Here is a 19,561-nt window from a genome sequence, read left to right on the forward strand (position 1 = left end):
AGACTTAAAGTAGGGAACTAAAGATAGTAAGAATTAACAAAGGAGTTGTTTTCATTGAAACCATTATATACAGCTACAGTTACCGTACACGGTGGTCGTGAGGGACATGTTAAATCAGAGGACGGGATTCTGGATTTCGATGTGAGGTCACCGAAGGAATTAGGTGGTTCCGGTGAGCGCGCTACAAATCCTGAACAGTTATTTGCAGCCGGTTATGCGGCTTGTTTTGACAGTGCCTTGAATCTTGTTCTGCAAAAAGAAAAGAAAAAAGTCGATACTTCCGTGACGGCAAATGTCACGATCGGTAAAGATGAGGAAGACGGCGGTTTTAAATTGGCTGTAAGGTTGGATGTTTCGATTCCCGACCTAAGCAGAGAAGAAGCCGAAGACTTTGCCAAAAAAGCTCACATGACCTGCCCTTATTCAAAAGCAACTCGCGGGAACGTCGATGTCACCTTGATTTTAGTATAAAAATATGCAAGGGAATGGATACGGCATTAAGGCCGGCTCCATTCCCTTTTTACTATTTCACTTCTTCCAATCCTTTCAGCTTCAAAAGAAAGCCCAGACCTATTACCGCCATGATGATCAGTGACCCTAATGCCATCCGGCTCGCCAATGTACCGAGGTCATGGAATACCAACGTTATCGTTCCATATAAAAGCGGACCGATTATGGAAGAAACTTTTCCGGAAAATGCAAATAGTCCAAAAAATTGCCCCCTCTTCTCTACCGGGGTCAATTCAATGATATATGTCCGTGATGTCACCCACATCGAACCTAGTGAAATGCCAAACATACTCCCTGCAACCCAGAACCAAAGAGCGGTTTGTGCGAAGACCGCTATAAATAAAGCGACCAAGAGCAGAACTCCCACATATGTCACAGCTAGCCGCGGTCCCTTCGACTGAGTGATATATCCAAACAGAAACGATCCGGCAATACTCGATACTGTCGATACCAAGTAAAGCAAAATGAATCCGCTTGAGGAAAATCCAACAACAGTCTTGGCATATACGGCCATCATGCCGATAGTGGTCGCAATTGCATCATTTAAAAAGAAATAAGCAATCATGAATGTAAAAACCGATCGATAGGATTGCATCTCTTTAAATGTTGATTTAATTTCCTTATAACCGGATAAAAAAGGTTGTTTTGCTTTTTGCTGTTTTGGAGTCTCTTTTAAGAAAAAGAATAAAGGAAGGGAAAAAACCAGAAATAAAATGGCCGTTGGAATAAAGGCTTCATGTGAACTCCCTTTACTAATGAATGGATAGATCGACAGTCCCACTAACGTTCCCAGATAACCTACCGCCACTCCAAATCCTGATATAAGCGGCAATTGCTGTTTCGTGCCTAAATCACTCATCATCGTATCATAGAAAACAAGACTCGAATGATAGAAAAACTTTGCTATCACAAATAAAAGAATGACGATCGCTAAGGAAATTGGAATGCCCAGAAGCTTTCCATCGAACGAAGCCCCTCCAAATACCCCCATTAAAAAAGTACATACAACAGAAATGAGTGTAAAAATTATAATGTATTTTTTCATTTTTCCCGTTCGATCGATCATGACTCCGAAAAGCGGGGAAAATAAAACAAGAAACAAACTGGCAATCGCATTAGCGTATGAGATGAAGGTACTTGCAATCTGATCAAGAACGGCATTTTCCCCAATCTGTTCCTGGAGGAAGAATGGAAAGAAAATCGTATTGATATTAGAAGAAAAAATCGTATTGGCAAAATCGTAAAACGCCCAAGAGAGAATGGGCAGGGAAAAATATAAACCAAAATTCCCCTTCCATTTTTTAGCCTTCGGTTTCACCTGCAATTCCATCCGCTTTCCCTCCTTTATATATGCTTAAATTATATGTATTCCATACCTTCTCAATAAATCCTTTAAGTCGGGATTATAACATTGTGTAAAACATGATTTTTTCCTGCCTAACATGTAAAATTATGAAATACGGCTGCCCTGCTAACTTCTTCTTTATATTCTTTAAGTTTGGGTAAAGGATATTTAAAATAATATGCCTAATAGGAGTGTGAAAGATGATTGCATTTATTCTTATTATCTTGTTAACCATACTTGTCCTGTCCGCTATCTACGCTAACAGACCAAAAAGTGATTTCCCTGAAAGCTTCATAATGCAGCATTCCCCCCTTAAAATTGGACATCGCGGTGCATCTGGATATTGCCCCGAGAATACAATGGCATCTTATATTAAAGCAATTGAATTGGGAGCTGATTTTCTGGAAGTGGATATCCATCTCAGTAAAGATGATGTACTTGTGGTTCATCATGATCCCACACTGGATCGAACCACAAACGGCAAAGGGAACCTCCGTGATTACACGGCAGCCGAATTAAAGGAACTTGATGCAGGAAGCTGGTATCATTCTCGCTATAAAAACGAAAAGATTCCTTTACTGAGTGAGGTATTGGAGAATTTCGGGTCAGAAGTTGGAATCTTAATCGAAATTAAACATCCATCTGCCTATCCTGGCATTGAACAGAAACTTGCAGATGAATTAGAGAAATTCCAAGAATTTCCAACAAGTAAAAATAGGATAATGGTACATTCGTTCGATATGGAATCCATGAAAAGGTTTCATCAATTAATGCCGGACATACAAGTGGGCGTATTGATAAAACGGCGAATTGATGACCAAAAATTAAAAGAGATTGCCGAGTTTGCATCATTTTTGAATCCAAAGCAAACGATTTTAAGTACGAAGCTGCAAATGCGAATCCAAAAGCACGGGATGAAAGTATATACATGGACCGTCAACAATAAAAAACAAATGCGCATGTTCAAAAAGATGCAGTTAGATGGTATCATTTCTGATTTTCCTGATTATTTCTTGGATTGAAACTTTGAATGTTTGCCTATTATTTTTTCTTTAAAAACGTTCCAGTTGATTTAAGAAATCCGCCCCTTTCTACATCTAGCGGGATCCTGGCTAGCTAGTTATTCGGTAGGGAGTCGCAAATTCCTACAATCCAGTCAGGGTTTCATTTCAAGTCTTCTTTTAATCATGGTTCGGGGTGAGACCATTTCGAACTCCCCCTTTGTCGACAAACTGAACAATCCGCAAATGCGGATTGTTTTTTTAATATCATTGAAATGATTGTATCTCATGCCCATCCTTACCATAATAGGCCCATCGCTGTTGGCCTCGTCTCGATCTATAACCTTCCACGGAATTTAACCGACAAGTGGGGTAAAACCAAAATGAGCGGACATTCTTAAGCCAAACATACGTATGTTGGAAAAAAGCACCCTTTCATTGAACCAGCGTCAATTGCCTTATACATTCCATCGTGAAGTTGTGGAATTAATAAAGGCGGAGCTATATGAGGCGGGCCTCCTCCGTAGGACGCACCAGACGTGCCAGGCGGAATCCTTACATCCATTATTTGATTTTTTTAATGGATTATCCATGTTTCGGGGATGTGCATTTTGATATAAATTATTTTCAGTAGCGTTATGGTGGTTCTGTTTATCGATTGAATTGAACTTCCTTTTATCCGTATGTAGACGAATGACCATGTGTGCAATCTTCGTTCTCGAATCTAGCTTCTATATGACCTTTAATCAGAAATTAATGCACAAGAAAATATTCCCTGTTTATTTTTTGAAAAAACCCCTATATTTTTTGGCTTTCTTGTACTAGAATTTGATATAGTGTTCTTAATGATTTAAACTTATTCCAGTCCCTAAATCGTTTTTGGGGACCAACCGAACTAAATTTTCTAATCTTAGAAAAAACGAGGGATTCCTATGTGGGAATTATTATTAGAATTCGATTATCAAACCGTTCGCCATGCGGTATGGGCAGGTTACTTATTTACCTTTGTCTTTCCACTGGCTGCGTTTTACTTCTTAAATAAAAAGCAATCACACTTGAACGACAAATATCAAGCTTCCGTTCATTCAGATAATGGTAAATCTCCTGTTCAGAAAGGCAGCACTTTTGACTGGCGCGATGCACAGCGCTTTTTCACATTTATCCGGCACAAGGATTCACCAGATGATTCCGATGAGCCAAGCCTCCTTCTCGTTGTTTAAACATTAACAATTCGAGGAGGAAATTATAATGAAGAAGAAAAACATGTTTCTAATTGCCGTCCTATTTTTGGCAACGACACTTTTGACAGGTTGCTCAGCAGCAACGAGCGGTCCATTTCATACTGCATTGGTTAACCCCATGACAAAAATGCTAGAATTTAATGCTGATTTATTTAATGGCAACTATGGTTTAAGCATCATCATGATGACATTTCTGATCCGCCTTGTCTTGCTTCCACTGACTGCCAAGCAATATAAAACACAGCTTAGCATGAAAACGAAGATGAATGGGCTGAAACCGGAAATGACAGCAATCCAGCAGAAAATCAAAGAGACGAAAGATCCAGCTAAACAAAAGGCCCTTCAACAGGAAATGATGCAGCTTTACCAAAAACATGGAGTCAATCCTTTAAACATGGGCTGTCTGCCGATGTTAATTCAAATGCCGATTCTAATGGGCTTTTATTATGCGATTCAAGGTTCACATGAAATTGCGACACATAATTTCCTTTGGTACAGTCTTGGCCAGCCGAATATTGCCATGGCGATTATTGCTGGTGTCATTTATTACTTCCAATCGGTCATTTCCATGAGACAAATGCCGGAAGAACAGCAGAAACAAATGAAGCTGATGAGCCTGCTCTCACCAGCAATGATTTTATTCATTTCTTTCTCTGCTCCTGCTGCATTGCCGCTGTATTGGTCAATCGGAGGTATATTCATGATTGTTCAGTCCATCGTGCTTCAGCGAATATATAAAAAAGACCATGCCGCTGTCCCGGCTGCAAATGAAACGGTTATTAAAAAAAGCTAATCCACTTGGATTAGCTTTTTTCATTCAGTCACTTTCCACTTCACTGAAACTCCTCAAGCTTGCCTTGATGGACAGTGAAGGAATTTTCGGCGAAATGCACTTTGTTTTATTTCTTCGGCAATGGATTTGTTGAAACCTTTTCGAAAAATCTCTCTACATATTCAAAATCCGTGTAAAAGAACAATAATAGATCACCTGGTTGTGATGTTTCCCAAGCTTTAACGAATGCGTCCAATTCATGAGGTTCGATGAATGTCCGATCTTTATGTAACCCAGCTTCTATGGCAGCTTCCTGAAGCAGCCCGGCTACTTCGAACCGCTCCCTTCCACGCAAATCATCGTCTTCTTTAATGATGAACAGATCAGAATTCATGGCCGCCACCTTGGAGAGCCTGATAAGCTCTTCATCAATACGGTCCCCCGGTCCTGCCAAAACAGTGATAAGACGATTTTTGTTATAGGCACTGACCGTTTCGAATATAGCCTTCAATCCTGCTTCATTATGGGCATAGTCGATGATGATCGTGCGCTCTTTCAACTTTTTTAAATTGAAACGTCCCTTGGACAAATTCGTATCAGGCATAAATGTGGCAGCCTTCCTTCTTAGTTCTTCCATTGAAACGCCTTGTGTTTCGGCTGCGGCTAACGCCTGAAGTAAATTGGCGATATTATGACGTGCCATGCCTGAAATCGTAATTGGAATAATCGTGCAATCCATGAATTGATGGATGACTCCATCAGAAGAATGACAAATCACGCCTTGTTCATTGACGTACCAAACTTTACATCCCCCATTTATCGCAGCCTTCACGTGAGGCTGGGTGGCATCAGTAGAGGTGTAAATGACCTCCCCATCTGTATAGGCGTCCATGGCAGCTACATTCGGATCATCTGCATTCAGCACACAATAGCCTGTTTTCATTACGACTTCGGCTACCAGCCTCTTTAATTTTATGAGATCATCCAATGTATCGATTCCATCATTGCCGAGGTGATCCTCACTTACATTGGTGATGATCCCCACATCACATTTACGAAAAGCCAGACCTTCACGCAGAATTCCGCCCCGTGCCGTTTCCAATACGGCTACATCAACTTCAGGATGGGCCAATACCATTCTTGCACTGACAGGGCCACTGCAGTCTCCTTGATCCAATACCTCTTCGCCGATATATACTCCATCAGAATTTGTCATACCCACCTTTGTTTTATCATTAGTAAGAAAATAATGAACCAATCGGGTCGTTGTCGTCTTTCCATTTGTACCGGTCACTGCGATGATCGGTATAGCCGCCTCTTCCCTTGTCGGAAATAAGTAATCGACAATGGCTTTGCCTACATCCCTTTTTTTTCCTTCACTCGGATAATGATGCATTCGAATTCCCGGTGCAGCATTCACTTCAATAATCGCAGTCCTTGAATGTTCGATTGGTTTTGATATATCCTCACAGATAAAATCTATTCCGGCTATATCCAAACCGATCGCTTTCGCGGCAGCAACAGCCATATTTTTAATGGTGGGGTGAACCTGGTCCGTCACATCGATTGCCTTTCCACCAGTCGAAAGATTTGCATTGCCGACAACTTGAACCAATTCCCCTTGATTCGGAATGGTATCGAGCGTCCGATTCGATTTTTCCAAGTAACATGTCACGGTATGTGTAAGTGGAATTTTTGACATCGGCTTTTCATGACCTTCTCCCCGCAACTCATTACAATTTTCCTTTTCTATCAAACTGCGTATCGTTTCCTTACCGTTGCCAATAACATAGGGAGGAAGCCTCAAACTAGCGGCGATAAGTTCTCCGTTGACTATCAGTAACCGATAATCATGTCCTTCAATATGCCGTTCGACAATGTACTTCTCCACATGTAACTCCAAACAATTAATTACATTGAATAGTTCATCCTTATTTTTGATATGGGTGATGACACCCTGGCCCTGTCTCCCATTATACGGTTTTATGACAAGTGGAAAACCCAGCCTGTCCGCCGAGGCAAAGATATCTTCAATGGAATGGGCAACTTCCCCTTCAGGTACAGGGAGGCCACACCCTCTTAAAATTGATTTAGTCAAAGATTTGTCACATGAATTCTCAACGGCAATATTCGAAGTTTGGCTAGATATTGTCGCCTGGACATACTTCTGCCTTGTACCGGTTCCTAAACGTAGTAAGCTTTCATCACCCATTCGCTCGACAGGGATATTTTTTGCCTGCGCTGCCTTAAAAATGGCTTCGGTACTTGGCCCCAGTTTATTTTTATAATATAACTGCTCTATTTGTTTTACATAAGATTGTACATTTATAAGTTTTTCACCACTCAGGATGGCTTCGACGATATCTTTTGCTGCTAGAAAAGCTTGAAGACCTGAGTGAGGCTCCTGATAGTCAAAGGTAACATAATAAACACCCTTCTTTTCCATCATTATCGTTTTTCCACGAATGGCTTCGATTCCGGCCAAGTTTTGAAGCTCAATCGTCATATGCTCCAATATATGTCCCATCCATGTTCCTTTTCTCAGCCTCTCGGCGAAACCGCCTCGATACCCTTTTGAACATGTATGGCTTCCCAAGTTCGGGAGCGCCTTTAACAATTTTTCATTGAATCCAGGTATTGAATCAGATGGTTTCTCTTCAAGTTCCCCTATATCCAATTCAATGCAAATCGTAGGTGTATAAGCAAAATAATTAGGTCCTTTTAAATAACGGACTCGATTGATCATCATTGTTGGATCCCCTTTTTCATCAACAATTTCCTGGAAAGCAGGTCAAAACGGTATCCCCTGGTTAGTGCATGAAGGTTAAATCCCGAAAGAGTCAACTCTTCACTGCCATTTTCAGAAGATGTGATATTGATATAATCACTGGTGCTGCCATCAAGAACCAATACTTGATGTTGGCCAACTACTTCAAAATGGCCGTCTTTAACTAAAATTGCTGTATTTTCATCAATGCCAATACCCATAATTTCTTTATTCCCTGCTATCGCACTTAACAGACGGTCAAAGCGGCCACGCTGGGAAAAATGTTGATCGATTATCAGGCCGTCAAGGAAGCCGAAGCCCACCCCAATTTCAACCTTTAACTTATTGTCATTCAGCATCGTGTCAGCAGCGACGATCATATACTTACCTAAAATCGAAGCGCCAGCACTTGTCCCTGCTATCACCATTCCTTTATGCCAGGCTTTAGAAAGGGCATCGTGGAACTTGGTTTTTCCAATCAGTTCAGACAATCGGCTTTGGTTTCCCCCTGAAATGAAGATAGCTGAAAAAGATGTCAGCTGTTCACAAATTGCAGGATTGTCTGCATCCTGCCTTGAATCCAGCTTGATCACTTCCACCCTGTTCACTCCTAAATCCCTGAAGATCTTGATATACTCTGTACTCACTTCCTCAGGAATTTCACTTGCTGTAGGCAATATTCCTATTCCGCCGTCGCCATGGGTTGCAAGCTCGACAAATTTATTTAATACTTCACCTTCAAGGCACTTATCCTCTGCCCCGCCAATGATAAGTAATTCACCACAATTCATTCATCATACTCACCTTTACAAATGGATTAACATCATGAAACAAACATCATGAAACAGAACACATAATGACTAGTATGGCAACTTCTTTCCGTCTTCATTCATAAAAATGGCAAACTGCATAATTTTGTTTAACTTAATGGAAAAAGAGGAAAAGTAATAGAGTAAAAAAATATAAGGAGTGTGCAAAAATGAGCCAAAACCAATTAAAAGAAAAAGTATTGAACATCATTCGCGATCATAAAATAGGAGTTTTATCTTCAGTTGAAAACAACAAACCCCATTCACGCTATATGACATTTTTCAACGATGAATTAACTTTATACACCCCAACGAGTGGAAAGACGGAAAAAATTGGTGAAATTGAAAAGAATCCTAATGTTCATATTCTGATCGGCTATGATAATGAAGGATTAGGCGATTCCTACCTGGAAATCTCAGGTACCTCGAAAATAAATGATTCACAGGAACTGAAGGATAAATTATGGAATGAATCATTTGAAGATTGGTTCGAAGGTCCGAAAGATCCAAATTATTTAATCCTTCAAATTAAGCCGGAAAGCATTCGGTTGATGAACAACAATGGTGAACCTCCACAAGAATTATCATTATAAATCAATATTATTTGTGATTCACGAGTATAATGCCGATACTCACGAGTATTACGCCGAAACTCACGAGTAAAACACCAATACTCACCAGTATTACGCAAAAACTCAGGACTATAATAAAAATATCGCTAAAAAACAGTAAAAGCCCGCACTCATATGATATGAGTGCGGGCTTTTTTCACGATTAAACCAACTCTGATTGGATATAATGCAAAATCAGATTGGCTGTATGCTTTAATGAAGAGACATGCGTCCGCTCGAAGGCATGTGAAGCATCGATTCCCGGTCCGATCAGACCATGTACGACATCATATCCTGCCCGGATCGCAGCGGAAGCATCCGAACCATAATATGGATAAATATCGACGCGGTAGTCGACAGCATTTGCTTTGGCAAGGGCGACTAGATGCTGACGCAGTTTATAATGATAAGGACCTGAGGAGTCTTTTGCGCAAATGGAAACGCTGAATTCATCCGTCGATTGTCCATCACCGATCGCTCCCATATCGACAGCTAAATATTCGACTGTTTTCTCAGGGATATTGGAATTACCGCCATAGCCGATTTCTTCATTGTTTGAAATCAGGAAATGGGTCGTATATGCCAATTTTATCTTTCCTGCGGAAATGAGGTCAATGATATGAAGCAGGATGCCGACGCTTGCTTTATCATCCAAATGCCTTGATTTCAAAAAGCCTGTATCCGTAACTTCCACTCTCGGTTCAAAGGAGACAAAATCTCCAACAGAAATGCCAATGGCTTCGGTTTCCGCTTTTGTTTTCACGACAGCATCTATCCGGACCTCAATTGTCTCATCATCACGCTTGGCATCCCCGGCATTTTTATATACGTGGACAGAGGTCTGATTGATTAAAATGGTTCCGGTGATAACGGCCCCGTCAGCTGTGTGGATTTTACAATACTCACCTTCCACTGAGTTCCAGCGAAAACCGCCGATCATCGTCAATTTAAGGCGGCCATTTGCCTTGATTTCCTTTACCATGGCTCCCAGAGTATCGACATGGGCAGTCAGCAATCGATGTTTGCCATCATCTTCGCCTTTCAATGAAGCAAGCAATGCCCCTTTATTCGTGATCTTGTAAGGAACCTTCCTCTGCTCCATGAAATCGGCCGCGTATTTAATGGCTTGATCTGTATAGCCGGAAGGGCTAGGTATGGACACCAATTCTTTTATGTATGATACGATCTCTTCTTCTTTGATCAAACTCATTCATATCTCTCCTTTCCTCTTTGTTCATTATATCTTTTCATGGCAACTTTTAACATATTAAAAGACCGCCAAAAGACGGTCCTTTAATCGATTTAACTCATATGGGCCAGGACAGGCAAGATGGCCATAACTAATGATGAAATGCCATATAACGCTAAATTTTCCATATTTACCTTTCTTTTCCACTTATCTCGCCATACTTTGTATCTGTCCATATCTTCGTTCCTCATAAAAAACCTCCTTCATGATGAAAGTTCAACTTACTTCAACTGTCTTTGTTTGTTGGACATTTCCTTCATATATTCCAAGAAGGCAATTCTCTTTTGGTCTGGATAGGCTACAATGTCTGCAATGATTTCCTCTTCAAGAGGTTTCAGTAACCGGCCAACCGATTCAGTAAAAAATATTTCTAACTCTCTCTTTGTTTCATTAGGATTTCTCACTTGCATCAATATCACCCTTCCAATTACTTACTATTATCTAGATAACCTTTATCCAATTCATTGAAACGCAAAAAAATCGACCGCCCATAAAGGCAGCCGATAGTCATCAATTAAATTATTTCGTTACCCCCACATTATGCCACTGATATTGGCGGCCTGCGAGATAATCATAACCTGTAACTCGTTCATTCACTCCTGTCAATTGATAACGGAATAATGTCGGAATGACCGGAACCTCTTCATGGATCAATTCTTGCCACTCATTATACGTATCAATCCGATATTGATCATCAAAGGCTTCCTCTGAAATCCCTTTAGCAAGAAGCTCATCATTTTTTTCATTCACCCAGCGGGTATAGTTAAATTCTGCAGACCTTGACCATATTCCTGATGGATCCGGATCGGAAGCGACTCCCCATGCAGCTGAATAAACATCAACTTGATCATTATCCTTTTTCAATAGGTCATAGAATGAATTGAACTCATGCAGCCTACCATCCTGCAATTCAACGTCCAAACCTACTTGTTCCCATTGTTGGATATAATACCTTGCGAGAGGCTCGGAAACATCGGAACCGCTCATGGAAGCAAAATTGATCTTGAACTCTTTTCCATCAGCATCTTCACGAATGCCATCCTTATTCGTATCTACAAATCCTGCTTCATCCAAAAGTTTTTTTGCTTTTTCAGGATTATATTCATATGGTTTTACATCTTTATTATTATATTTAAAGTTCGGTGTAATGACAGAGTTGGCAGGGAAGCGAAGGCCCTTGTACATCTTTTCGCCAACTTCTTCATTATTGATGGCATATGCCATCGCCTGACGAAGGCGTTTGTCTCCGAATTTAGGATTCTCATCCATAATATTTTCTTCTTTTTCTTTATCATAGTAGCCGAAATTGAAACCAATATAGGAATAAGCCAATTCAACTTTCCCCAATAATTCGACATTATCCAATTCCTTGGCTTGATCATATTGCTCAGCCAAGACCTCCGCTACATCGAGGTCACCATTTTCAAGTGACTTGACGACAATAGACGGATTCACGACTTTCAATGTGATACTGTCCAATTTAGGTGCACCGCGGTAATAATCTTTATTCGCTTCGAATTCGACCGCTTCCCCTTGAACGATTTTCTTCACTTTGAATGGTCCAAAACCAATCGGGTTTTTACGGATTTTATCCGAAGATTCCAACTCTGCAATCGGAACATCTTTTAAGTATTCTTTATGAAGCGGGTATGTCCATAATCCGGTCGTGACGGAAGGATTCGCTTTTTTGAAAGTGAAAGTGATTTTCTTGCCGTCGACTTTAATGCCTGAAATCTTATCCGCTTTCCCTTCATGATACTCTTCCATACCCTCGATCAAAGCCATTTGTTCATCATAGCGTACACCTTTGTAATCTTTGCTTCCCATGACAAGATATGCATATTCTAAATCGGCACCTAGCACAGGTTTTCCATCTTGCCAATTTACATTATCCTTAATCGTCAGCGTAACCGTTTTATGATCGTCTGAAATCTCATAGGAAGCGGCACCTTCATTCGTATATACATAGTTTTCATCTGTATCCAATAAATCTTCATCAAAGAATGTGATAACTTGATTATCGGGTTCGCCTTGATAGAAAACTTTGTTTAATATCCCTTCAAACGGGGTATCGGATACCAAACCATATGTCAAATGGCCGCCTTTAATCGGCTCCCCTTGATTCGTCGTCTTTGTCGGGAATTTAGAGGTATCGACCTGTTCGACATCTTTCCCTTTTTTCTCTTTCGTTGACGATTTCTCCGTATCATTCGAACATGCAGCAAGCAGTAGAGACGAAATGGCCAATGCACTTAATACCTTACTGTAGCTTTTGATTTTCATATCCTACACTCCCCTTTTTTTATCCTCTTCTTTGTCTTGCATCGGCGGCGCGTTTTAACGCTTGACCAACGAAATTTATACTCAGCATCAACACTAGAATCATGAGTGATGCGGGTACCCATATCCACCACTTGTTTTCCAGAACATCTGGATTTCGAGCATAACTGATGAGCGTCCCTAAACTAGGTGTGCTCTCTGGAAGACCGAACCCTAAGAAAGTCAAACTGGATTCTAAGCCAATATTGCCTGCAAGATTCAAAATGAAGTTGACGATGATCAATGAACTGACATTGGGCAGAAGCTGAAACAGGATGATTTTCCAATGTGGTGTCCCAAGTGTCTGTGAGGCGTGGATATAATCCAGCTCACGCTCAGACAAAGCCTTAGAACGAATCAGCCGTGCCTTTCCTGTCCATAAAAACATCGTCATGATTAAAATGAAAACATATACATTGAAGATCGGCACAATCACGACTACAACGATGATGAACATCATTTGCGGCAGGGCAATCACGAAATCGATAATACGCATGATCACATTATCGGTTGCCCCGCCGAAGTAGCCCGCCAGAAGCCCTAATGATAAACCGATGATAGCCGTGAATAATGTAATGAATAAACTGATCGTGAATGAATTTCTGGTACCTATTATCAGTTGTCCGAATACATCCCGGCCGCCATAATCGGTTCCAAGCCAATAGTCTGAAGATGGTTCCAAATAAATGGAGAGAAAATCGACCTTGGCTATTTCCTTGGCGTCCATGAAAAACGACGCACCGTAAACAAAAAGCAATATGGCTGCTAATATAATCAATGAGCCCATGGCAAGTTTATCCTTTTTGATTTCCTGCCAGATGATCTTGATTCCTGAAGGGCTCACATCATTAACTTGTATGTTCTTTCCGGTTTCCACTTTCATTTCCATACGACTCACCCCGCTCCTATTCTATCCGTATGCGCGGATCGACCGCACTAAGTATGATGTCCGAAAGAAGAGTGCCAAGCAGAGTGGCAAATCCCGTCATCATGACGATGGCCGTGACAACGCTGAAATCCCTCAGACTGACTGAACTAAGGAAAAGCTGCCCAAGTCCCGGATAACTGAAAATGGTCTCGATTATGACCGCACCGCCGACCAATCCAGTAATTTCATAACCTAAGAATGCTGCTATCGGCAAAAAGGAATTTCTCAGGATATGCCGTGAATATACTTTTGATTCAGGCACTCCCTTTGAACGCGCTGTCCTTACGAAATCCTTGATTTTATTATCGATGATTTCATTTCGCAAATATTGGATCGTACTTGTTGTTGCAATTAAAGCCGTACTTAAAGCTGGTAAAATCAAATGATTGATCTTGCTTACAACATAGGCGAATGTTCCTTCATCCACCTTTGAATCGACACTGCCACCAGACGGGAACCAATCCAGGGCAAATCCGAAAACGAATAACATGATTAAAGCAAAAATGAAAATCGGCGTGCCAAACCCTACATAGCTATAACCTGTAACGGTTTTATCCACCCAGGTATCGTTATACCTTCCGCTAAGTATGCCTAATGGAATTGCAAGCATATATGTAAAGATCAGCGTGACTAACGCCAGGAACACCGTGTTCCAAAGCCTGTCTTCGATCACATCCATAACGGGCGTCTTATGTGTATAGGAAATACCGAAATCCCCCTGTACTGCATTGGATGCCCACCTTAAATATTGTTCGTACCAAGGGTCATTCAAACCCAGTTCTTCCCTGATCCTATCAAGCTCGGCCGGGTTTGCCCTAGGATTGATTTCCTGACCTGACAAAGCATCTCCCGGCATTGCTTTTGCCATCATGAAAACGATGATGCTCAATAAAAAGAGCTGCGGGATCATAACTAATAAACGTCTTAGGATAAACTTCCACATATTCCTTCCACCTCCTTATTGTAATGCGACTCTATGTGTCGATGAGATTGGCTTCAAATCGTAAGCACGTCCATTCTCATCGAAATATTTTGAGTAGGTAGACTCATATTCTGAGGTGAGTTTTTTTCTAAGCTGCACTTTATCTTCGCGAACTTCCGGCTCTAAATCCGGAATGGCGGCAATCAGGCGCTTCGTGTATATATGTTGAGGATTTTCATAGATTTCCTCACTTTTTCCTTCCTCTACCAATCTACCGCGATACATAACGCCCATCCGGTCACACATATGCCGGATTACACCTAAATCATGCCCGACAAATAAATAAGTCAAATTGAACTCCTGTTGGAGATCCTGAAGAAAATTCAATACCTGTGCCTGAACGGAAACATCCAATGCTGACACCGGTTCATCCGCAATAATCAGTTTTGGTTTCAATGTCAATGATCGGGCAATCCCAATCCGCTGGCGCTGCCCTCCTGAAAATTCATGAGGGTACTTGTGAATCGATTCAGGACTCAGTCCGACTTTGTCCAAGAAGTCCTGTACGATTTTCTTTTCCTCTGAAGGGGATAACCGTTCGAAGTTCCTCAGCGGTTCGGCAATGATGTCCAGTACCCTCTTCTTCGGATTCAATGATGAATACGGATCTTGGAAAATCATCTGGATATCTTTTCTGAATGGTTTAATTTCTCTTCTACTTAGAGATGCTAAATCCCTGCCTTCAAACAGGATTTGTCCGGATGTCACCTCATTCAGTTTGACCACTGCCTTGCCTGTCGTGGACTTGCCGCTTCCGGATTCGCCGACCAAACCATATGTTTCCCCTTGCTGCAACTCAAAGGAAACACCGTCCACGGCCTTTACGTGATCGACCACCCTTCGAAAAAAACCGCCCCTTATCGGAAAATGCACTTTGAGATTATCTAATTTGAGTAATGTCATTGGCCGATGCATCTCCTTTAGCTTGAAAATAAAATTCTTTATAGCAGGTACAGCGCACAAAATGATCGTTGCCCACATCGTGAAGCCGGGGTGTCTCTTCATGCGCATGTTTAGGTATCCAAGGAATCCTCTCTTTGAAGCGACATCCTATCCGTTCCATTTTCGCTATCGATGGAACGATTCCCTCGATAACGTGCAAACGATTTTTCTCGTTTGCAGCAGAAGGAATCGAATTTAATAACGATCTCGTATATGGATGCAGCGGATTGTTGAATATCTCTTTAACACTTCCCGTTTCCACCACCTGACCTGCATACATGACAACGATCCTGTCTGCAACCTCTGCTACGACGCTCAGATCATGTGTAATTAAGATGATCCCCATTTTTGTCCTGCTCTGGATATCTTTCAGCAGATCAAGTATTTGCGCTTGAATCGTAACATCCAGTGCCGTCGTGGGTTCATCGGCGATGACCAGTGCAGGGTTGCAAGCAATGGCAATCGAAATCATTGCCCTTTGGCGCATTCCGCCCGAGAGCTCATGCGGATATTGCTTGTACGTCCGTTCAGGGTATGGAATTCCCACTTGTGTCAAAAGTTCGATCGTCCTGTTCTTTTTTTCAGCACTGGAGAGCTCAGTATGGTAATCAAGATTCTCCTCGATCTGTTTTCCGATGGTCATGAGCGGGTTCAAAGCCGTTAAAGGTTCCTGAAATATCATACCCAACTCTTTACCGCGGACTTTATTCATTTGTACATCATTCAACTTTAGTAGATTTTGACCTTTATAATTGATGTTTCCTTCGGATTTCGTTCTCTGCTTATTATGTAATTGCATGATAGATAAGGCCAATGCACTCTTTCCACAACCTGATTCTCCAACAACTGCTACAATTTCATTTTCATTCACCGTGAACGAAACATCATCCACCGCTGCATGATATTTGTTACCGATTCGAAATGAGGTAGTTAGGTTTTCTATTTGCAAAATAGCTTTCTTCATCCTTGCTCCCCCTAAACTATTTTATCGGGAAAATAATTAATCTTCTGATAATTATTTAAAATTTTAATCAATTTTTTACATTTATACAATAGTTTTCATAGAAAATAATCACATTTTTTTCATATTTTATAACTTTAGGAATAATTTTCTGCAATAAAAAATCGTTTCCTTTATAACTGTTATACAGTAAAGTTTTGAAGTCCGATTAATTGTAAAGAACCAATAACTTTAAATTTATTATTCCGAGATAACTAATTTACAGTTCACACCTATTTATTTACCTTGTCGTTTTACGTACCAAAGAATGGTTTCGATTGATTTTTTTTGATATTTCAGAAAAGTTAGTATATTTGTAAGAATATCATAAAATAGGTAATTATTTCATATATATTTCAATACCAAAAAAAAAGCACTTTATTTTCATTAAATGCCATGAAACCTTTTTAAAACAGATCCGTAGAAAACGGTAGAAGATAAATGATGAGGTGATTGAATGTATTCACAAACTGTACAAACATATATGCCGTCCGTCATGCGGACGTTCGCTTTATCACTTGCCGTTTCCGTCTTTGGGATGGCTCTCGGCACTCTTGTTCCGCCATCCTTGTTTCTTCCCTTAGCGATACTTGAGATCGCGATGTTGATTGGAGCATTCATATTGCGGAGGAAAAAAGCCATCGGTTATACATTTTTGCATAGTTTCACATTGATTTCAGGAATTACGACATATCCGATCATTGCACACTACCTAGCAGCTGCAGGGGCAAATGTGGTGATCCTGGCAGGTGTTACGACGACAGTCGTATTTGGAGGACTGGCGGTTTATGCCACAACCACCAAAAGGGACCTTTCTTTCTTGGGAGGAATGTTATTTGCGGCCTTGCTAGCTTTAGTGGTCATTAGCATTTTCAACATTTTCTCTCCATTAAGCTCTACAGCCATGCTGGTCTTTTCCTTTATTGGGATTTTAGTTTTCAGTGGTTATATTTTATATGATTTCAATCGAATGAAGCATTACGGGGTAACAGCCGAAGAAGTACCGCTCATGGCCTTGAATCTATATCTTGATTTCATTAACCTATTCATTAACATTTTGCGCTTCTTTGGTATTTTAGCAAGCGATGATTGAAAAGCGGATTTGATCAAACCTAACAAGGTAACATAAAAAAGACGCTTGGACTTATCCAAGCGTCTTTTCACGTTTCTCCCAAATGGATAATATCATCTCTGTAAGATGAGAGTACTGATTTTCCCAAAACCAATGGCGATTAATAAAAGACCAAATCACAATGAATTTGGTCTCAATCATCAATAAGGAGGCAAAAGGGATGCGTATCTTATTTATATAATCCTGGCTTCGATTGATCGGTCCATGGCAGTTTCACACCGAAAGTACTTGCAATGAACTGTGTATCTTCCCTTCTTTTTTTCCTTATTTGGGCCCGTTGTTTTGCTGATTCATTTAAATTCTTTTCCATCTCTGTTTCAGGAACCAAACGCGGGACAGGAATTGGTTTACCTTCTTCATTAATGGCAACAAATGTCAAGAAAGATATGACGCATAAATTCCGATCTCCTGTAACTAAATCCTCTGCAATCACCTTTACGATGATTTCCATTGATGTTCTGCCCGTATAAGTCACGAAGCTTTCAAGGCAAACTGCATTTCCTTCGTGAATAGGGTGCAGGAAATCGACAGAATCAGTTGATGCCGTAACGACGTTACTTCGCGCATGACGCATGGCTGATATAGCCGCTACATCATCAATGTATGCCATTAATTTGCCTCCGAACATCGTACCAATATTATTTGTATCCGGCGGGAGGACAAGGCTTGTTTTTATGACCAAAGAGTCCCGGCAATGTTTTGTTTCTTCCATGGTGACTGCACTCCTTTATGTCTGATTTCTCACTATTCCACTTTATCGAATTCTTATCTGTAAAGCAATTCACATGCTTATTTTCCTGCTTTTAGTCAAAATTTATGCGGCATATAATGAAGCCACCCACTTTTCACTGCCCTTTTGGCCGCTTGCCTTGTTGCAGCTCACGCAGGCTCAAGCCAAATGTCATTTGTAAATGCGGATAATCCTTGAACCCTGCCCAATCCCCTCCCCAATCAAAACCTAACCCTTTAGCGATGGTTACAACTTCCATCCAATCCGACTTTCCATTATCGTTGCCGTCATAACTCATATCCCAAATGGCCTCGCCTTGTTTGTTAAGTAGGGCAAAATCTATCGCCAAACCGAAATTATGCAGCGACTCGCCACCTCTTGCATTCGTTACGATGTTGCCCGAGCCTGATCTGCCCTTTTCATAGAGTTCATTTTGCTCGGCTAAAGACCGGAACCCCGCCGTAATGATAACCGGGATGCCTTTGTCATTAGCCACTTGAATGAGCTCGTCTTTTTTTTCGGCGACGATCGGATTCAGCTCGTCAGTCAGTTCGATTTCATCTAGATTAGGCGGAAGCATATACTTGAACAAAAGCCCCAGCATCAATCCGAAAAAGCCCAATACCAAACATGTCCTTATCCAAGTGGCTTTCACTGAAAAATCCTTCCTTTACGAATATCTGTCTGAAAGTGAAAAACTCAACCAAAGACGGATGAGTTTTTCTTCTATTATATCTTTGCTTTCAATTCTTCAATTTGCAATAAATGCCGTTTTTCATGGAGTCCCACGAATGGGACCCATTGCTTCAAGCTTAAATCTTTAAACAAAGGATGTGGAAAAGATTTTTGTTCGAGGTCAATTTCCATTGCATGGTCAACGACCTGTACAAAAGCTTTTCGGGATTCGGACAACTTTTCCTTAATCTCACTCAAAGTTTGGTATGATTCTGACGGAATGACAAATGGCGGGGCCTGGACCTTCTTTTCACGGTTTAAAGTAAGCTCGATCGGTTTATCCACAGCAAGAATGCTATCATCGCCTTTCAATTTATCGGAAATGCCCTTTGTTATGGCCCTGTCCATTAAATATAAATGATCCAAAACCTGGATGATGCTCCATCGTCCAGGTTCAGGATGGATGTTCAGCTGTTCATCCGATAGTCTGATGACCGCATTTAAAAGTTCTTCCCTGACTTTTTCATTTTCATTCACTTTTAGCATCT

The 19,561-nt window shown here is 40.9% G+C and carries 20 protein-coding genes; 6 read left to right on the plus strand and 14 right to left on the minus strand.

Translation table 11 applies throughout. From position 1 onward, the window contains the following. Nucleotides 1-54 precede the first annotated feature (54 nt). A complete protein-coding gene (locus tag ACFX4I_RS00520) occupies nt 55-471 on the plus strand; it encodes an organic hydroperoxide resistance protein (RefSeq protein WP_076366919.1) in 417 nt (138 codons plus the stop codon). Nucleotides 472-523: 52 nt separating this feature from the next. On the opposite strand, the gene ACFX4I_RS00525 is transcribed toward ACFX4I_RS00520, so the two are convergent. After that, nucleotides 524-1,840, minus strand: a complete 1,317-nt coding sequence (locus ACFX4I_RS00525) for an MFS transporter (RefSeq protein ID WP_230302059.1) — start codon at nt 1,838-1,840, stop codon at nt 524-526. Nucleotides 1,841-2,055: 215 nt separating this feature from the next. Here ACFX4I_RS00525 and ACFX4I_RS00530 point away from each other — a divergent pair, with 215 nt between their 5' ends. From ACFX4I_RS00530 to yidC, 3 genes are all read left to right on the plus strand, one after another. Beyond that, nucleotides 2,056-2,877, plus strand: a complete 822-nt coding sequence (locus ACFX4I_RS00530) for a glycerophosphodiester phosphodiesterase (RefSeq protein ID WP_377418340.1) — start codon at nt 2,056-2,058, stop codon at nt 2,875-2,877. 911 nt (nt 2,878-3,788) lie between these two features. Further along, nucleotides 3,789-4,076, plus strand: coding sequence for a hypothetical protein (locus ACFX4I_RS00535; RefSeq protein ID WP_230302057.1), 288 nt, complete (start codon nt 3,789-3,791; stop codon nt 4,074-4,076). A 28-nt stretch (nt 4,077-4,104) separates the two neighbouring features. Continuing rightward, nucleotides 4,105-4,890, plus strand: a complete 786-nt coding sequence (yidC, locus tag ACFX4I_RS00540) for a membrane protein insertase YidC (protein ID WP_230302056.1) — start codon at nt 4,105-4,107, stop codon at nt 4,888-4,890. Between the two features lie 106 nt (nt 4,891-4,996). Here the strand turns inward: yidC and cphA are convergent, their stop codons facing one another. Beyond that, nucleotides 4,997-7,618 carry a cyanophycin synthetase gene (gene cphA / locus ACFX4I_RS00545; RefSeq protein ID WP_377418343.1) on the minus strand — a complete coding sequence of 874 codons (2,622 nt, stop codon included), beginning with the start codon at nt 7,616-7,618 and terminating at the stop codon, nt 4,997-4,999. Further along, nucleotides 7,615-8,427 (minus strand): cyanophycinase, encoded by an 813-nt coding sequence (locus ACFX4I_RS00550; protein ID WP_283932719.1) that lies wholly within the window; start codon nt 8,425-8,427, stop codon nt 7,615-7,617. The genes cphA and ACFX4I_RS00550 overlap by 4 nt, the downstream gene beginning before the upstream one ends. 188 nt (nt 8,428-8,615) lie before the next feature. Here ACFX4I_RS00550 and ACFX4I_RS00555 point away from each other — a divergent pair, with 188 nt between their 5' ends. Continuing rightward, nucleotides 8,616-9,038, plus strand: coding sequence for a pyridoxamine 5'-phosphate oxidase family protein (locus tag ACFX4I_RS00555; protein ID WP_230303916.1), 423 nt, complete (start codon nt 8,616-8,618; stop codon nt 9,036-9,038). Between the two features lie 181 nt (nt 9,039-9,219). On the opposite strand, the gene ACFX4I_RS00560 is transcribed toward ACFX4I_RS00555, so the two are convergent. The 8 genes from ACFX4I_RS00560 to ACFX4I_RS00595 all read right to left on the minus strand — a co-directional run bounded on the left by ACFX4I_RS00560 (nt 9,220) and on the right by ACFX4I_RS00595 (nt 16,440). Then, complete coding sequence (locus ACFX4I_RS00560) at nt 9,220-10,266, minus strand: M42 family metallopeptidase (RefSeq protein WP_283932717.1); 1,047 nt, start codon at nt 10,264-10,266, stop codon at nt 9,220-9,222. A 92-nt stretch (nt 10,267-10,358) separates the two neighbouring features. Further along, the gene (locus ACFX4I_RS00565; protein WP_230303918.1) at nt 10,359-10,496 is read right to left on the minus strand and encodes a hypothetical protein; all 138 of its coding nucleotides are present in this window, start codon (nt 10,494-10,496) and stop codon (nt 10,359-10,361) included. Nucleotides 10,497-10,526: 30 nt separating this feature from the next. Further along, nucleotides 10,527-10,715 (minus strand): hypothetical protein, encoded by a 189-nt coding sequence (locus ACFX4I_RS00570; RefSeq protein WP_309519218.1) that lies wholly within the window; start codon nt 10,713-10,715, stop codon nt 10,527-10,529. A 109-nt stretch (nt 10,716-10,824) separates the two neighbouring features. Next, a complete protein-coding gene (gene opp4A, locus ACFX4I_RS00575) occupies nt 10,825-12,588 on the minus strand; it encodes an oligopeptide ABC transporter substrate-binding protein (protein ID WP_309519217.1) in 1,764 nt (587 codons plus the stop codon). A 19-nt stretch (nt 12,589-12,607) separates the two neighbouring features. Continuing rightward, on the minus strand, nt 12,608-13,507 hold the full coding sequence (locus ACFX4I_RS00580; protein WP_370028930.1) for an ABC transporter permease: 900 nt from the start codon (nt 13,505-13,507) through the stop codon (nt 12,608-12,610). A gap of 22 nt (nt 13,508-13,529) precedes the next feature. Next, on the minus strand, nt 13,530-14,495 hold the full coding sequence (gene opp4B, locus ACFX4I_RS00585) for an oligopeptide ABC transporter permease (RefSeq protein ID WP_230303920.1): 966 nt from the start codon (nt 14,493-14,495) through the stop codon (nt 13,530-13,532). A gap of 15 nt (nt 14,496-14,510) precedes the next feature. Further along, the gene (locus tag ACFX4I_RS00590) at nt 14,511-15,437 is read right to left on the minus strand and encodes an ABC transporter ATP-binding protein (RefSeq protein ID WP_053534228.1); all 927 of its coding nucleotides are present in this window, start codon (nt 15,435-15,437) and stop codon (nt 14,511-14,513) included. Beyond that, entirely contained in the window at nt 15,415-16,440 is a 1,026-nt protein-coding gene (locus tag ACFX4I_RS00595) for an ABC transporter ATP-binding protein (RefSeq protein ID WP_309519216.1), read from the minus strand. The genes ACFX4I_RS00590 and ACFX4I_RS00595 overlap by 23 nt, the downstream gene beginning before the upstream one ends. Before the next feature lie 493 nt (nt 16,441-16,933). On the opposite strand from ACFX4I_RS00595, the gene ACFX4I_RS00600 reads away from it, so the two are divergent. After that, nucleotides 16,934-17,569, plus strand: coding sequence for a Bax inhibitor-1/YccA family protein (locus tag ACFX4I_RS00600; protein ID WP_377418348.1), 636 nt, complete (start codon nt 16,934-16,936; stop codon nt 17,567-17,569). A gap of 208 nt (nt 17,570-17,777) precedes the next feature. On the opposite strand, the gene ACFX4I_RS00605 is transcribed toward ACFX4I_RS00600, so the two are convergent. From ACFX4I_RS00605 to ACFX4I_RS00615, 3 genes are all read right to left on the minus strand, one after another. Then, nucleotides 17,778-18,320 (minus strand): acyl-CoA thioesterase, encoded by a 543-nt coding sequence (locus tag ACFX4I_RS00605; RefSeq protein WP_283932716.1) that lies wholly within the window; start codon nt 18,318-18,320, stop codon nt 17,778-17,780. A gap of 133 nt (nt 18,321-18,453) precedes the next feature. After that, nucleotides 18,454-18,942, minus strand: a complete 489-nt coding sequence (locus tag ACFX4I_RS00610; protein WP_377418724.1) for a M15 family metallopeptidase — start codon at nt 18,940-18,942, stop codon at nt 18,454-18,456. Between the two features lie 125 nt (nt 18,943-19,067). After that, the gene (locus ACFX4I_RS00615; RefSeq protein ID WP_377418351.1) at nt 19,068-19,559 is read right to left on the minus strand and encodes a DinB family protein; all 492 of its coding nucleotides are present in this window, start codon (nt 19,557-19,559) and stop codon (nt 19,068-19,070) included. Nucleotides 19,560-19,561 lie beyond the last annotated feature (2 nt).

Origin of the sequence: Peribacillus sp. YIM B13472 (genome assembly GCF_042788005.1) — a bacterium.
Taxonomy (GTDB): Bacteria; Bacillota; Bacilli; order Bacillales; family DSM-1321; genus Peribacillus; species Peribacillus simplex_E.

Coding starts and splice junctions, on each gene's coding strand:
- ACFX4I_RS00580 (WP_370028930.1), bottom strand. CDS start 13,507: ATGAAAGTGGAAACCGGAAAGAACATACAAGTTAATGATGTGAGCCCT.
- cphA (WP_377418343.1), bottom strand. CDS start 7,618: ATGATGATCAATCGAGTCCGTTATTTAAAAGGACCTAATTATTTTGCT.
- ACFX4I_RS00615 (WP_377418351.1), bottom strand. CDS start 19,559: ATGCTAAAAGTGAATGAAAATGAAAAAGTCAGGGAAGAACTTTTAAAT.
- ACFX4I_RS00555 (WP_230303916.1), top strand. CDS start 8,616: ATGAGCCAAAACCAATTAAAAGAAAAAGTATTGAACATCATTCGCGAT.
- ACFX4I_RS00600 (WP_377418348.1), top strand. CDS start 16,934: ATGTATTCACAAACTGTACAAACATATATGCCGTCCGTCATGCGGACG.
- ACFX4I_RS00610 (WP_377418724.1), bottom strand. CDS start 18,942: ATGCTGGGGCTTTTGTTCAAGTATATGCTTCCGCCTAATCTAGATGAA.
- ACFX4I_RS00595 (WP_309519216.1), bottom strand. CDS start 16,440: ATGAAGAAAGCTATTTTGCAAATAGAAAACCTAACTACCTCATTTCGA.
- ACFX4I_RS00550 (WP_283932719.1), bottom strand. CDS start 8,427: ATGAATTGTGGTGAATTACTTATCATTGGCGGGGCAGAGGATAAGTGC.
- ACFX4I_RS00590 (WP_053534228.1), bottom strand. CDS start 15,437: ATGACATTACTCAAATTAGATAATCTCAAAGTGCATTTTCCGATAAGG.
- opp4B (WP_230303920.1), bottom strand. CDS start 14,495: ATGTGGAAGTTTATCCTAAGACGTTTATTAGTTATGATCCCGCAGCTC.
- yidC (WP_230302056.1), top strand. CDS start 4,105: ATGAAGAAGAAAAACATGTTTCTAATTGCCGTCCTATTTTTGGCAACG.
- ACFX4I_RS00570 (WP_309519218.1), bottom strand. CDS start 10,715: ATGCAAGTGAGAAATCCTAATGAAACAAAGAGAGAGTTAGAAATATTT.
- ACFX4I_RS00605 (WP_283932716.1), bottom strand. CDS start 18,320: ATGGAAGAAACAAAACATTGCCGGGACTCTTTGGTCATAAAAACAAGC.
- ACFX4I_RS00535 (WP_230302057.1), top strand. CDS start 3,789: ATGTGGGAATTATTATTAGAATTCGATTATCAAACCGTTCGCCATGCG.
- ACFX4I_RS00525 (WP_230302059.1), bottom strand. CDS start 1,840: ATGGAATTGCAGGTGAAACCGAAGGCTAAAAAATGGAAGGGGAATTTT.
- ACFX4I_RS00565 (WP_230303918.1), bottom strand. CDS start 10,496: ATGAGGAACGAAGATATGGACAGATACAAAGTATGGCGAGATAAGTGG.
- opp4A (WP_309519217.1), bottom strand. CDS start 12,588: ATGAAAATCAAAAGCTACAGTAAGGTATTAAGTGCATTGGCCATTTCG.
- ACFX4I_RS00560 (WP_283932717.1), bottom strand. CDS start 10,266: ATGAGTTTGATCAAAGAAGAAGAGATCGTATCATACATAAAAGAATTG.
- ACFX4I_RS00530 (WP_377418340.1), top strand. CDS start 2,056: ATGATTGCATTTATTCTTATTATCTTGTTAACCATACTTGTCCTGTCC.